Source organism: uncultured Pelagimonas sp., assembly GCF_947498515.1.
Classification (GTDB): domain Bacteria; phylum Pseudomonadota; class Alphaproteobacteria; order Rhodobacterales; family Rhodobacteraceae; genus Pelagimonas.
The window spans coordinates 414,909-429,322 of the sequence record NZ_CANMKO010000002.1; the positions used below are offsets into that span (position 1 = coordinate 414,909).

At 53.7% G+C, this 14,414-nt stretch carries 10 protein-coding genes; 5 read left to right on the forward strand and 5 right to left on the reverse strand.

The window, feature by feature from the left end; all coding sequences use genetic code 11:
* The first annotated feature begins 13 nt into the window (after positions 1-13).
* From pepN to Q1A43_RS05460, 5 genes are all read left to right on the forward strand, one after another.
* On the forward strand, positions 14-2,569 hold the full coding sequence (gene pepN / locus Q1A43_RS05440; RefSeq protein WP_299933243.1) for an aminopeptidase N: 2,556 nt from the start codon (positions 14-16) through the stop codon (positions 2,567-2,569).
* A 63-nt stretch (positions 2,570-2,632) separates the two neighbouring features.
* A complete protein-coding gene (locus tag Q1A43_RS05445; protein WP_299929104.1) occupies positions 2,633-3,163 on the forward strand; it encodes a hypothetical protein in 531 nt (176 codons plus the stop codon).
* Positions 3,160-3,903, forward strand: a complete 744-nt coding sequence (locus tag Q1A43_RS05450) for an SDR family oxidoreductase (protein ID WP_299933244.1) — start codon at positions 3,160-3,162, stop codon at positions 3,901-3,903. Before Q1A43_RS05445 ends, Q1A43_RS05450 begins: the two co-directional genes overlap by 4 nt.
* Before the next feature lie 295 nt (positions 3,904-4,198).
* A complete protein-coding gene (locus tag Q1A43_RS05455) occupies positions 4,199-4,678 on the forward strand; it encodes a hypothetical protein (RefSeq protein ID WP_299933245.1) in 480 nt (159 codons plus the stop codon).
* Between the two features lie 783 nt (positions 4,679-5,461).
* Positions 5,462-5,788, forward strand: a complete 327-nt coding sequence (locus Q1A43_RS05460; RefSeq protein WP_299933246.1) for a hypothetical protein — start codon at positions 5,462-5,464, stop codon at positions 5,786-5,788.
* Positions 5,789-6,541: 753 nt separating this feature from the next.
* On the opposite strand, the gene Q1A43_RS05465 is transcribed toward Q1A43_RS05460, so the two are convergent.
* From Q1A43_RS05465 to Q1A43_RS05485, 5 genes are all read right to left on the reverse strand, one after another.
* Entirely contained in the window at positions 6,542-9,292 is a 2,751-nt protein-coding gene (locus Q1A43_RS05465; protein ID WP_299933247.1) for a restriction endonuclease, read from the reverse strand.
* A 546-nt stretch (positions 9,293-9,838) separates the two neighbouring features.
* A complete protein-coding gene (locus Q1A43_RS05470; protein ID WP_299933249.1) occupies positions 9,839-10,258 on the reverse strand; it encodes a hypothetical protein in 420 nt (139 codons plus the stop codon).
* A gap of 721 nt (positions 10,259-10,979) precedes the next feature.
* Positions 10,980-12,116: a Gfo/Idh/MocA family oxidoreductase gene (locus tag Q1A43_RS05475; protein ID WP_299933251.1), complete on the reverse strand. Its 1,137-nt coding sequence runs from the start codon at positions 12,114-12,116 to the stop codon at positions 10,980-10,982.
* 82 nt (positions 12,117-12,198) lie between these two features.
* Entirely contained in the window at positions 12,199-13,251 is a 1,053-nt protein-coding gene (locus tag Q1A43_RS05480; protein WP_299930593.1) for a sugar phosphate isomerase/epimerase, read from the reverse strand.
* 137 nt (positions 13,252-13,388) lie between these two features.
* A complete protein-coding gene (locus Q1A43_RS05485) occupies positions 13,389-14,342 on the reverse strand; it encodes a substrate-binding domain-containing protein (RefSeq protein WP_299933253.1) in 954 nt (317 codons plus the stop codon).
* Positions 14,343-14,414: the final 72 nt, after the last annotated feature.

Genomic DNA, 14,414 nt, shown 5'->3' on the forward strand with positions numbered 1-14,414 from the left:
CCGTGAGGATGTCATGAAAGACGCGAGCCCCCAAATCACCCCAGAGACCATCTATCTCAAAGATTACACCGCCTTTGGTTGGCAGATCGAAGATGTGCATCTGACCTTTCATCTATCGCCCGGGGCGACGCGGGTGGTGTCAAAAATCCACTTTGCCCCCAATCCCGATGCACCCGAGCAGGAATTTTTCTTGCATGGGGAACAGCTTAATCTGATCCGTACAGCGATTGATGGCGAAGAGGTCTCTCCAGAGGTCGACGCGCATGGCCTGCACTGCAAAGTGCCATCGGGCCCATTTTTATGGGAGTGCGAAGTTGAGATCGCCCCGGACGCCAACACCGCGCTCGAAGGGCTTTATATGTCCGGAGGCATGTATTGCACCCAGTGTGAGGCCGAAGGCTTTCGCAAGATCACCTACTACCCCGACCGTCCCGATGTGATGGCGGTGTTCACCGTGCGGGTTGAGGGCGACATGCCGGTTTTGCTTTCCAACGGCAATCTCAAGGACAAGGGCGATGGTTGGGCCGAATGGCACGACCCGTGGCCTAAACCGGCCTATCTCTTTGCGCTTGTCGCCGGCGATCTGATCAATCACCCCGGCGCGTTCAAGACCATGTCGGGTAAAGACGTGGAACTGAACATCTGGGTGCGTCCCGGTGATGAGGGCAAATGCGCCTTTGGCATGGAGGCGCTGATTGCCTCGATGACATGGGATGAAGAAGTTTATGGCCGCGAATATGACCTTGATGTTTTCAACATCGTTGCGGTGGATGATTTCAACATGGGCGCGATGGAGAACAAGGGGCTGAATGTCTTCAACTCGTCTTGTGTTCTGGCCTCACCCGAAACTTCGACTGACGCCAATTTCGAACGCATTGAGGCGATCATTGCCCATGAGTATTTCCACAATTGGACCGGCAACCGCATCACCTGCCGCGATTGGTTTCAGCTCTGTTTGAAAGAGGGTTTGACCGTCTTCCGCGATGGTCAATTCACCAGCGATCTGCGCAGCGCTCCGGTCAAGCGGATCGAAGATGTGATCACCCTAAGGGGCCGTCAGTTCCCCGAAGATCAAGGGCCGCTGGCGCATCCGGTGCGCCCCGAAAGCTTTCAGGAAATCAATAACTTCTACACCGCCACCGTTTACGAGAAAGGCGCAGAAGTCATTGGGATGCTCAAGACGCTGGTTGGGGATGTCGCCTATTCCAAGGCTGTTGATCTTTATTTTGAACGTCATGACGGCGATGCAGCCACGATTGAGGATTGGATCAAGGTCTTTGAAGACAGCACCGGGCGCGATCTGACCCAATTCAAACGTTGGTATTCACAGGCTGGTACGCCCTTGGTGGACGTGTCCGAAGACTGGAACGATGGCACTTTCACCCTAACGCTAAAGCAGCACACGCCGCCCTCCCCCGGTCAGGATGTCAAAGAGCCCTATGTCATCCCGATTGCCGTTGGTTTGATTGGCCCGAATGGCGACGAGGTTTTGGAGACACAAATCCTTGAGCTGACCGAAGCCGAACAAAGTTTCAGCTTTGACGGGCTGCCTACGCGCCCTGTGGCCTCGGTCAATCGCGGGTTTTCTGCGCCTGTTGTGCTTAGCCATGATGTCGATCGCGCCTTTTTGCTTGCCCATGATACCGACCCGTTCAACCGATGGGACGCCAGCCAAGGATTGGCCAAAGAGTGCCTTGTGGCGATGATCCGCGATGGGGCCGAGCCGGACCCGATCTGGCTTGATGGGTTGGAACGAGTCTTGCGCGATAGCACACTTGACCCGGCCTATCGCTCTTTGATGCTCGACCTGCCCGGTGCGTCGGAAATTGCGCAAATCTTGGCCGACCAAGGCGTGACACCCGATCCTGAGGCGATCTGGGCCGCGGGGGAGCGGCTTGTTCTGGCGCGGGCTGAGGGTTGGAAGGACCTCTTGCCACAACTGGCAAAAGAGGCACAGGTCAAGGGCACCTACAAACCCGACGCCGAGCAATCTGGCAAGCGTGCGCTGGGGGCCAGCGCCGCGACTTTGATCAGCCGGTTGGATGGTGGTGCCGCTGCGCAAGAGCGGTTTGAGGGCGCTGACAACATGACGTTGCAACTCTCGGCGCTTGCCAACCTGATCCGCGTTGGCAAAGGAGATGAGGCCCTAAGCAAGTTCTATGAGCAATGGAAAGACGACCGTCTTGTCATGGACAAATGGTTCGGTCTGCAAATTGGTGCGTCGCAACCTGAGGCGGCGATTGAGCGGGCAGAAGCCCTTACCCAGCACGCTGATTTCGATTGGACCAATCCCAACCGGTTCCGCGCGGTGTTCGGGGCCTTGGCCATGCATCACGCCGCCTTCCACCATGTGTCTGGGCGCGGCTATGCCTTGTTGACCGATTGGTTGATCAAGCTTGATGACAAAAACCCGCAAACCACCGCCCGTATGTGCAGCGCTTTTCAGACTTGGAAACGTTATGACGCCGATCGTCAGGCGCTTATCAAGACACAGCTCGAACGCATCATGGCCAAGCCGAACCTAAGCCGAGACACCAGCGAAATGGTGAGCCGGATTTTGGCCAGCTAAGCCCTTGTTCTTCTTGTGCCGTCGCGCCAATGTGGCGGCACAAGAGTTCAGGAGTTTGTGTTAATGCCTTTTATTATTGCCGCCCTTGGGGCCCTTGCCGCCCTTTATTTCTTTGTCATCCGGGCGCGCGGTGCCGCCGATATGGCCAGCGAAGTCTTGGACGCTGCAAATGATGTTCGGCTTGCGGCACGCCGGTTTGGCTTCACCCGCAAGACCAATATCCACCCGGTCGAAGCCATCGAAGACCCCGATATTGCATTGGCCAGTATTGGCGCGGCTTTTGTCGAGCTGGATGACCTCCCCACCCGCGAACAGCGTGATGCCCTAAGCGCGGCCATTGCCCAGACGTGTGAATTGACCTTGCAAGACGCCGAAGAATTGGGTGTCTTGGGGCGATGGATGGTGGGCGAATGCGGAAGTCCGGATCAGGCAATTGTCCGTCTGTCTCGCAAGCTCTTTAAACTACAGGGGGCCAATGGGTTTGCCCCTGTGATGGAGGTGATCAAAATGGTCTCAACCGCCGGGTCGGGTTCGCTAAGCCTTAAACAAAAAGAGGCGCTGGATGACATCAGCCGCGCGTTCAAAGTCACATGAGTGACCTGCTAATTGTCACCGGGGCCAGCGCCGGGATCGGTGCTGCCACTGCGCAAATGGCCGGGTTCAACGGTTGGAGCCGCGTTGTTGTGCATTACGGCACTGACAAAGCCGGCGCCGAGGAAACCGCCGCCATGGTCGAAAGCATGGGCGCACAGGCCTATCTTTTGCAGGCCGATGTCGCCAAACCCAAAGCCATCGAAAAGATGTTTGCCAAGATTGGTGAACTAAAGCCGGGGCGTATTGGGCTTGTGAACAATGCCGGGGTCGTTTCCCCCACCGGGAGCTTTGCCGACCAAACCCCGGACAAGGTCAAACGGGTGTTCGAGGTCAATGTTTTTGGGGCTTTCGAGGTCGCGCGACAATGCCTTATGCTGATGCGCGCATGGGGCAAAGGCGGGGCGATGGTCAATATCTCCTCTGCTGCGGCCCGTTTGGGATCGCCCAACATGTACGTCGACTACGCCGCGTCCAAGGGGGCAATCGAAACGATGACCATTGGCTTGGCCGAAGAACTGGCCGCCGAAGGCATCCGCGTCAACGCCATCCGCCCCGGATTGATCGAAACCGCAATCCACGCCAAGGGCGGTGCCCCTAACCGGCTAGACCAAATCGGTCACACGCCCCCCATGGGCCGCCCCGGCACACCAGAGGAATGCGCCGAAGCTGTTTTGTGGCTGCTCTCGGATCGCGCAAGCTATGTCACCCGCACCATCATGGATGTCACCGGCGGACGGTAATTCAGGCAGGGCTTGGTCTTTGAATGGAGACGCAGGCAAGCCCCAACAGGGCCGATACTTTCAACCAACTGCTTTTATGCAAATCTCCCACGGATCAAAGCGTGCGGAAAGTCTCCTGTGGACTGCATTTAGTTGAAGTCAGCCAATTGAAGCTCAGCGCAGCATTATTCACGGCCAAGGGGAATGACTGCGGACAAAAGCAACATTGCCTAAAGTACCGCAGCTGCAAATACTATGCGGTTAGTTGTCAATACGACAACCAGCTAAGCGCTCACCACTAAGAGAGACAACCGACATGGGAAACAAAAAAGTGGCAGTCGGCATTGCTTTACTGCTTGCGAACACGGTTGAGGCACAAGAAGAAGTGTTCGACAGTATTGCTGTTAATTGTATGCAAATTGCTTCTCTATCTGAGTACGATTTGAAGCAGCTATTCGCGGCAAAACGCCTCGCTCGGCAGCTTCGCGAAATTGCGGATGATGCGGCGGCAACGGGAACCTTGTCTGACTTAGAACCAACATTGAACGGAGACGCTGCCGCGTGTCATGCCTTTGCCTTTGAAGTTGAAGGTGAAGTAAGGTTTCACCCGCAATATCATCGTTTTGGCAATCTGGAAGATATTCGACGCTCGGTCGGTAAGGCGGAGCAAAAAGCTGCGCTTGAAGCATCGCGGGCGGAGAAGCGAGAAGCTGCCGATGCCAGAGCTGCGGCAATAGATTTGGCAAGGCACCAAGAAGAAGAACGCGCGCGACGACTAAATCAGGAACTTGGGTAATCGTGTTTATCAGTCATGTTCTGAACTTTCGATATCCGACCCAAACACCGCATACACCAGCCAAATCTGTCTTGATTCATTCCGCGTGAACGGTCTTCCAGACTAATCCGAAGTTTTTTCAATGGCGTGATACGGAGGTTTCGCTGCACGAAGCAGTCATCTACGCGAAACCTAGCACCGGAAAAACTAGGCTCAACTCAGGCCTGCAGTGGTGCGGCAACGTGGCCGCAGCGAAATCACCTGTGATCCCCGCAGCCTAGTGACCGGTGTCAGCCCGAGGCGGACCCGTCTTGGCCCAGCCTTCGCTAGTGCAGCATCTGCAGGTCGGGCGGGAAGCAGTCTTTCGCTGCAGTCACAAGGGCAACGCTTCGCCCTGGCAAAAGCGGCCATTCAAGCCCAATCAGCGCGGAACCCGCTTGCTGTGCCGTGCGCCAACGTCAGCAACGCGCAGTTAGGTTGCGACCTTTGCAAAGTCGAGGGCCGAGAAGCCAGAGATCGGCAAGGACGGCCCATACCAGCCATTCATCGCGTCGGTTCACGCTGCAATGCATCTTCTCTGAACCGGCCATTCGCCGCGCCTATGAGATCAACGCGTTACCCGAAGTCGGCAGAGCGAACCAAGGGTGAATTTGCTGCAGCTGCGCCAAAGGCCTTATTGTGGTGTAAAGCCACCAGTCGCGCAGAGTACAATGCCTTGCGGTAGTATTGGGTGCTTTGCTGGGGATGGACATTTAGGAACCAAAAATTGAATGTTGCGCAGCAAATTGAGAGGATCTTCTGATTATGAACAGCACAGTCTGGATATCGTACGACTTAGGCGTCCGAGGCGACTACGAGGGGCTTTATGCTTGGCTTGATGACCATGAAGCGAAGGAGTGCGGGGATTCCATGGCCCTGTTGAAGTATTCCCATAGCGACGACCTAATTGAGCGGCTCAAATCCGATCTACAAGCCGCGGTAGAAATCAACAAGAAGACCCGAATTTACGTGATCTACCGGGACCGCTCGACAAACAAGAACAGGGGCAAGTTCATCTTTGGCAAGAGGAAGGCTGCAGCATGGGTTGGATTCGGTGCATCCGACGGTGGGAACGTGGACGAAGAGGACTAGCCCTTGGCGCGAGTTCTCATAGACACAGGCGTTTGGTATTCTCGCTATGACCAGCGAGATACAGCTGCATCTCAAGAAGATATGGAAGCTGTTTTCGAGCTAGTTCAACCTTTCGATATCATACTTCCTTGGCCAATCGCATACGAAACACTTAGAACAAGGTTTACCCGAAACAGGATTGGAATGTCCTTATTTGAGGAAGAACTAAAGTCACCAAAAGTTCAGTTCATAGACGACGCGCAGTATAGAGATGATGCTATCGAGCTTTCATTCGAATCCTCTCGCGCCGGGCGGCCATTATCAATGGTGGACTGTGTGCTACGCCTCATAATGGACGACAGAAACATCAAGATCGGGTATTTTGCGACTTGGAATCTCAAAGACTTTTGTGACGTATGTGCCAGCAGGCAAATTGAACTCATATCAAACTAGGTCTTCTCAAAACAGAGGGTTGCCGCCTAACCCTCTAGACAAGACTAACTGAGTTCGCGCGTTCTCGCCCGTAAGGCGGTCCTAAATGTCCGAAATCGGTTCAGAAACTGACGTTAGGGTGCCGCATAGCATTCGGTGCTTTGGGCTCAAAGCCGCCAGTTCCTGTTGTGCAGCATTACAAATATAGTTCGCGTAAGGCGCAATCACTTACGGCCCAAAGCCGAACTTCATGGTAACCGTGTCCAACGACTGCTTTCCAAACGAATTAGACATGTTAGAGGGCGGCGCCACAGTTTTCTCAATCAGGTCCAAATCTACAGATCATACTTGAGTTGCATCAGAGCGCTTCTTGCGTCCAGGTGGTTCCGGAATCTCGGCCTCTTTGCTTCCTTCAATAATCCAATTTGCCCATTGTTTGAGGGCATTCCCTGTCCGCGCTTTGGAAGCATCGGTCCAGTTTAAATTGAACTCGTCAGAAACGAAAGCACCCAGCTCTGGCCCAGACAGTGACACATTTCTTTTCAATGCTTCTATACACTTGGTAATCGCCACTTCGTTCTTCGCGGAAGTCCATACCGCTTCGGGAACTCCTCCAAACTTTGCAAGCGCTTGAACGTTGAGTTTGCCAACATCATTTTCCACCTCAATAAGGTTGAACCTCTTCAAAACGGAGACTGAGTTCCGGTAACCTAAAGTATTTGCGTTTTCGACATCTGAATTATTCTGCAGCACATAGAAGGCATCACAGACACTTGCTGGGGATGCCATAGCGGAAAACACTTCACTTGATCGAGAACGTCTCGACACTTTTGAAACAACGCTCCCGGAGTCTTGGACGGTAAATCTCGGCCCTGAACGAGCCAAAAAACCTAATTGAACGAAAATATTAACGAACCTGTTCGTGTAGATACCCCAAGTTTTGTCTGAGAACTTCTCGTTTGGAAGGCAGTCTTTCAGTCCACTTAGAATTTCGGGCTTAGCAATCGTTTGACCCGCGTGGTTCCGATAGAGATCAATTTTCAGAGAGTGTTTGTCGATCTTATTCCTGATCCTCGACAAAATACCGCGAACGGTTCCATCAGCCATGTCGCGATGAAGCTTAAAAGAGGTTCCTTGCCTTTCAGCGACTCCAAACAGTACTAAGTCAGCACCAATATTCCAAACGGTTCGTTCATTTAGGCTTGTTCTAGAAGCGATAGTCTCGGAGGTTTGAAGTCGATTTTTTTCTAACACTTCACCGACTTTTAGCATGGCGTTGATATCGGACGAAGGGATGTAGTTGAACGGCACAACTGGCACATTCCCAGACAACAGATAGTCTCTGAAGATATCCCAGTACACGTTCAGGCGATCACCACTCCTGATGATCAATCTTTTGGCCACAAGACTGTTTACGGTTGCCACCCCTGAGATTTCTATGATCTCACTCCAGTCCGCTGGCGCTTTTGCCGCGATGAGCTTTAGACTTGCGTCTTCCCTTTGATTGAGTGTTTGGAGATCGTTTTCAAATAGGTTTTTTACATCCAACTCCAAAAGGGTCGAGTTTGTGCCATTTTGCTGGTCTTGGTTCTCGTAAAGATGAATGCACAATTTCTTGAGCAACCATGGGAACCCTTGGCTTGAATGCGAGATTTGATGCCTGATTTCTGCAGTCAGCTTGAAATCGGCCTGTTTCTCAAATGCAGTGATTGCCTTAGAAATCTCACCCTTGTTGAAGCTATTTAGCTTAAATTCTCTTCTGTGATCGGATAGCTCATGCCAAATGTGGTATGCGGGATGGTCTTGCTGCGTTGTGCTGTCAGTTTTCCACGCAAAACCCAACCCGAAGGCTCCCTTGAAGGAGGCGACATCAATCATAAGGTCCTTTGCGGCGGTGAAGACACTGTATAGTTCAGGCTTTGAGTAAAGCTCTTCAAACTGATCAAAAATGAGACAAACAAACTTGCCTTCCTTTTTTAAACTCTCCAAATATTCAGAGATGCTCGGGGAGGATAAGGGAGTGCTCGGATTTGTAAGTTGAATGTCTATCTGCTTTCCAAAACCTGCCTTTTGGGCCTGTTCCAAGCACTTGATCAAGGATGCTGAGACATACGCGGGGTTCCGCGCGCCTCGCATGTCTATCGCAAACGTAAAAAGCTTCTTCTTGTAGTGTTTATTTTTGGTTCTATCTCGAACTTTGGCCACTAACGAGCTTTTCCCCAAACCAGAATTTCCTGTGATAGCAAATATTCTGGTAGCGTCGTCTGTCGTGCGAGCATTTTCTAAGAAATTCAGGATGTGCTTTTGCGTATCATCTCGACCAATGAAATCTTGTGGTCTAGCAGGGCGATAGTCATCCCACGATTCACCGGTTTGAACCTCAACCACGTTTGGTGGCGTAATGTCGGTGACGTTCTTCGTTTCGGTCTTAACCTCCACGCCAACTGTAACGTCATAATCGCACAAGACGCTCTCCAAAGTGGCAATATTATTGAGGGTTTCGCTGTCGGAAATCCGTTGTCCGGTCTTTGTCCCAAAGAAGATAACCCCATGTGGTGCTCCTCCCAAAAGAGTATAAGCAGCCCAAAAACGACCAAATGGAGAGATTACGAGCGTCCATTCCCCAATCGCTTCACTTGATCCCACAAACGCTGATGCCAATTCAATAGGTGGGTCACATATTACCGATGCCTTTTTGAGCGATTTAATGATAAGATCGGGCGTGTAAAAACTGAGCCGAGAAGCCTTATCGGCAGGCTTATTTTTCCACATTTCTGCGAAGCCTTTAGCTTCCTTTCCAAACTCAGCTGTGGAAACAAGCCATCCTTCAGCGTAGTCATATGCGTCAACTGTCCCATTGAGCTGCCGAAGTATTGGGGCACCTATGTTTCCGGCCTGTGCCTTGCACTCTACGTAAATTTCTTTCCCGCTGACCTCGTGCTTACAAAGGAGGTCGAGTTCAGCCCCGATAACGCGAATTTCTTCAATCACTTTGAAGCTTTGAGCTGAGAGGAGGTCGGTTGCTAAGCCTTCCAGTAAGTCGCCCTTCGCCTTAGTGGTGTCGTCTGCTCTGCAAGCAACTTCGATCTTCATAAATTGGCCTCAGGAATTTGATGTTGCAACTTACCGAGTGTAATACACTGGCCCCTCATAATGTCCATGTTACGGCGGATTTTACCATAAGTTAGATCACGCTTCTCGTCTTAAGGTGGATTCGGACAGACTAAATTTGGAGATTGCATGAAGTCCTTTGTTTAAAGCTGCATACCAATTTGTTGAAACTCCCTTGAAGTCGTTTCGCCTGAGGCTGCGCTTTGCTGTTGATGCAGTCAGTTCTCGCTTTTTTTGCGCTGCTGGCATGCAGTGGTGCAGTTTGAAACGTTTACTTACTGTAAAAAGCTGCCGTTCGGATACTCCGCAGCGAAAGTCCGGTTTCCGCCCTTTGTGTCGAATGTGGCGAACGGCCCACAGCCGACCTTGGCCGGGTGCCCTAACGCTGCGTTGCCGCTTTTCTGAAACGGACGTTCGACACCTCACGCAGCATTTTTAACGGCCCAAGTTCAGCTAAGCGGACACAGCTGCCGTACGTCGACGGACGTTCAATGTCCGCGAACCACCAGCAAAGCGGTTCGAATAAACCTATTCTTTCGAGGGCGAACAGGACGTCGAAACCTCCCAGTTGCTGCCCTTTCGTTTTTTTGTTTCGCTCCAACGCACAGGCACAGGACGAAGCCCGTTGCGCGCACAAATTGCATCTATCGCCAATACAGCTATCAGAAAATTAGCGTGCTCAGAGAGTGTCGGAGCGTCGATTGCAATGCTCAAGTCTACCGAATTGTCAGCTTCAACTACACTCCCGCTAAAGTCTTCACCAAGAAACCGTCCTAAAAAATCAGAAGCTTGCTCACCAGAGGAAAGAACCGGGAATACGATCCTAAAACCCGACAACATTTGTTCTACGTCAACACTACCATCAGGCAACTCTGGCACCCGAACCGTTTCTGCTTGTGCTAGTTGCGCCGTAATAAAGCAGACGAAAAGAACGGACTTGAGGTGCATGTGCAGGAACTCTGTTTAACCACTGAAGGCACGCATAGTGTCTATCGCTTCGAACAATTGTCAAGCTGGTAGGATCAAACAGCCACTCGCTTTGAAGACATTTGCGTTGTGTACAGAAACTTGTAGGTCTGGGCTCGAAGCCGCCTTGGCGGTGCGGCACGCGGTATTCGTCCTGAACGTTCTGTGAAAATGTTAGGGGACGGCACGTGTCAGCCCAGAGCGGACATGTTCGATCTACATATCGGGAAGGAACCAAACTTTCTCCGCTAAACGAGCTAAAGCACCCATTCTTACACTCGGTCTCGATCCATTTTTGGGGCCCCGGCGCTCTACTCATTTTCACCACTTTTAGGCGGCCTCGGAAATCAATCTAGGCCCCCGCTAATCTGGAAAAACTGTTCCAAGGCCTGCCTTGTATCAAGCCAGGAGATGCCTTTTGGTCACGGCGCGCTCTCGCGTCGTCAATTCGTTCTAGCCTTGCGCCAAGAGGTGACACCGCTCGCACAGAGCAATCAGTAACGTCCAACCGTTCACACGAATGAATGGTTCAGATGAGCAGAGAGCGCCCTGTGCCCAAACCCTTGGAAAACTCCGGCCGAACGATCAAAACACGGGTTGTGGGTCAGCCAACCATGCTCCAACTTTCAAATTGGATCACTCAAGTAGTTCTCCTTAAACTCAAATTGGCGGATTCGACAGGAATCAAATCAGAATGTACGGCTCAAGACATCGCCACCCATGCCGAATTGCGGTTTGAACTGCGCACACAGGCGTCAACAAAACGCATGCCCATCATGCCCTCGGCAATGCCGGGCAATGGGGCCTCGGGCAAGGTCTCTCCTGCGTGATGGGAGCGGATCATTCCGGCGGCTTGCACATAAAGATTGGCAAAGCCTTCCAAATAGCCTTCGGGGTGGCCACCCGGTGTGCGGCTAACGGCATTGGCCACGCCACTGGCTCCGGCACCGCCACGGGTGAGAATGCGGGTCGCCTCGCCAAAGCGGGTGAACAACATGCGATTGGGATCTTCCTGAGCCCATTCAATGCCGCCCTTTTCGCCATAAATCCTTAGCCGCAACGCGTTTTCATTGCCCGGTGCCACTTGGCTGCACCACAACATGCCGCGCGCGCCGCCTTTAAATCGCAACATCACATGGGCGTTATCATCCACCGGCCGGCCCGGCACAAAGCTTTGCAAATCGGCGGCAAGGCTTTCAGGCGTCAGCTGGCTGACAAAACAGGCGAGATTAAAAGCATGTGTGCCGATGTCGCCGGTGGAGCCGCCGACCCCTGACCGGGCAGGATCAGTGCGCCAACCTGCTTGTTTGTTGGCGGGATCCGCCGCCTCGGTCAGCCAATCCTGCGGGTATTCGACCTGCACGACACGCAGGGTGCCGAGCTCGCCATTGGCGACCATTTCACGCGCTTGCCGGATCAACGGGTAGCCGGTGTAGTTATGGGTCAATACAAACAACGCCTCAGATTTTTCCACCGCCGCCGCCAGCCGCCGTGCGTCGGCCAACGTGCTGGTCAGCGGCTTGTCACAAATCACGTGAATGCCGCGCTTGAGAAATTCGCGCGCGGCTGGATAATGCATGTGATTGGGGGTGACGATTGCCACTGCCTCGATCCCGTCTTTGAGCCGGGCTTCGCGGATGGCCATGGATTTAAAATCATCATAGCTGCGCGCCGCCTCCAACCCCAAAGCAGCGCCAGAGGCGCGGGCTTTTTCGGGCGTCGATGACAACGCCCCGGCCATGAGCTCAAAGTGCCCGTCAATCCGCGCGGCAATCCTATGTACCGCACCAATAAAGGCGTCGTTGCCGCCTCCCACCATGCCCAGTCTGATCTTTCTCATGCTCTTTCTCCGCCAATGTCATCTTGCTCAAATAAGCCCGCCGGAGGCACGCCATGGGGCCACAGTTGCCGCCGTTTGCGGCCTAAATCCCTAACATGCGCTGGTTGGCCGCCTGACCCGCCCCGCCGCCGGCGAAGTCATCAAATGCCTTCTCGGTTACCCGGATGATGTGGTCGCGCACAAAAGCCGCGCCTTCGCGCGCGCCGTCCTCGGGATGTTTGAGACAGCATTCCCATTCAACAACGGCCCAGCCGTCAAAATCATTGGCCGCCATCTTGGAAAAAACCGCCTTGAAATCGACCTGTCCGTCCCCCAGAGAGCGGAACCGTCCAGCCCGATCGACCCAGGGCTGATAGCCCGAATAAACGCCTTGCCGTCCGGTTGGGTTGAACTCCGCGTCTTTGACGTGAAACATCTTGATGCGGTCGCGGTAGATGTCGATGTTTTCCAGATAATCAAGGCATTGCAGCACGTAGTGGCTGGGATCATAGAGCATGTTGCAGGCCGGATGATTGCCAACCCGCTCAAGGAACATCTCAAAGGTGACCCCGTCGTGCAGGTCTTCTCCCGGATGAATTTCATAACAGATGTCGACGCCCATATTGCCGGCCAGATCGAGGATCGGACGCCAGCGTTGGGCCAGCTCGTCAAAGGCGGTGTCGATCAACCCCGGCGGCCGCTGCGGCCAAGGGTAGAGATAGGGCCAGGCCAAGGCCCCGGAAAAGGTCACGTGGCGATGGATGCCAAGGTTGTAGGACGCAGTGATCGCCAGCTTCATCTGCTCAACCGCCCAAGCTTGTCGCGCCTTGGGGTTGCCATGCACTTGGGGTGGCGCAAAGCCATCAAAGCCTTCGTCATACGCGGGATGCACCGCCACCAACTGGCCCTGAAGATGGGTTGAAAGCTCGGTCACCTCAACGCCGTTTTCGCGGGCGGTTCCGAGAAATTCGTCACAATAACTGCGCGAGCTGGCGGCCAAGGCAAGGTCGATCAGTCGGCTGTCCCAGCTGGGCACTTGCACGCCTTTGTAGCCACAGTCCGCAGCCCATTTGGTGATGCTGTCCCAGGAATTGAACGGGGCTGTGTCGCTGGCGAATTGGGCCAAAAAGAGGGCCGGGCCTTTGATGGTTTTCATCGCTTTATTCCTTGGTTTTGGTGCCTGCGTCACGTGGCTATCGCGACGCAAGCAGATCGAGTGAGGATGGCGGGTGTGGCAAGTTGGGAAAGGCTATTGGGAGTAGACCTTTCCCCGGATTTCCCGTGCTGTTCAGATCAGAACGGCGAGTCTGGGAAATAAAAGCTGGCGGCGTTTTCTTTGGTGATCAAAGTCGCACCAAGAATATATCGCCCGGCCACCGGACCGTTGGATTTGAACGCAGCCACGGTGACGTCCATCGCGGTGGCGATCATTGACGGCGGATAAAGCACGTCCACCGGCACCAATTCGTTGCCATCCATGATGCCTTTGATGGTTTCTTTCATCCCAGCGCCGCCGACGACAAACATGCCGTCACCGTCGCGGCCCGCCTGTTTCAGTGCGGCAACCACACCAATGGCGATGTCATCATCCTGCGCCCAAACCGCGTCGATGTCAGGAAAACGCGACAGGAAATCCTGCATCACCTCAAAACCGTCATCGCGGTTCCAGTTGGCGTGTTTGTGGTCCAGCACGTTGATGCCGGAGCCGTCGATCTCAGCCATGAAGGCGTCAAAACGTTCGTTGTCAATCAGCGTCGGGATGCCGCGCAGCACGACGATGTTGTCGCCCTCCTTGAGCCGGCCTTTCATATAGATCGCAGAAACCCGACCCAGTTCCGGGTTGTTGCCAGCGACATAGATGTCTTCGATGCCCGGCTGGCTAAGCCCTCGGTCAACCACGGTGATCAAGGCACCGGATTTTTTCACGTTCAGCACCGGATCGGTGAGCGGCTCGCTTTCAAAGGGCAGAACGACCAGTGCGTCGATGCCATGTACGGAAACCAGATCTTCAAGTGCTGAGGCCTGAGCCGAGGGATCGGGTGAGTTGATCAACACCAGATCCACATCCGGATAGAGCGCTTCGAGCCGTTTCTCGGCCTGTTCTGCGTGCCAGTTCATGCCGGCGGCCCAAGCATGGGTCGGGGTGGGATAGCTGACCCCGATCTTGATGGTTTCTGCACTAGCCATACCGGTCAGTGCAAGGGTCGCCGCAGTCGCCAACGCCCCTATTTTGCCAAATGTATTCATGTCTTCCTCCCTTTCGATTGGACGCAGCTCACCTGTCCGGTGGCGCCCGGTTCTTTCGCGCAAGTGGTTGCG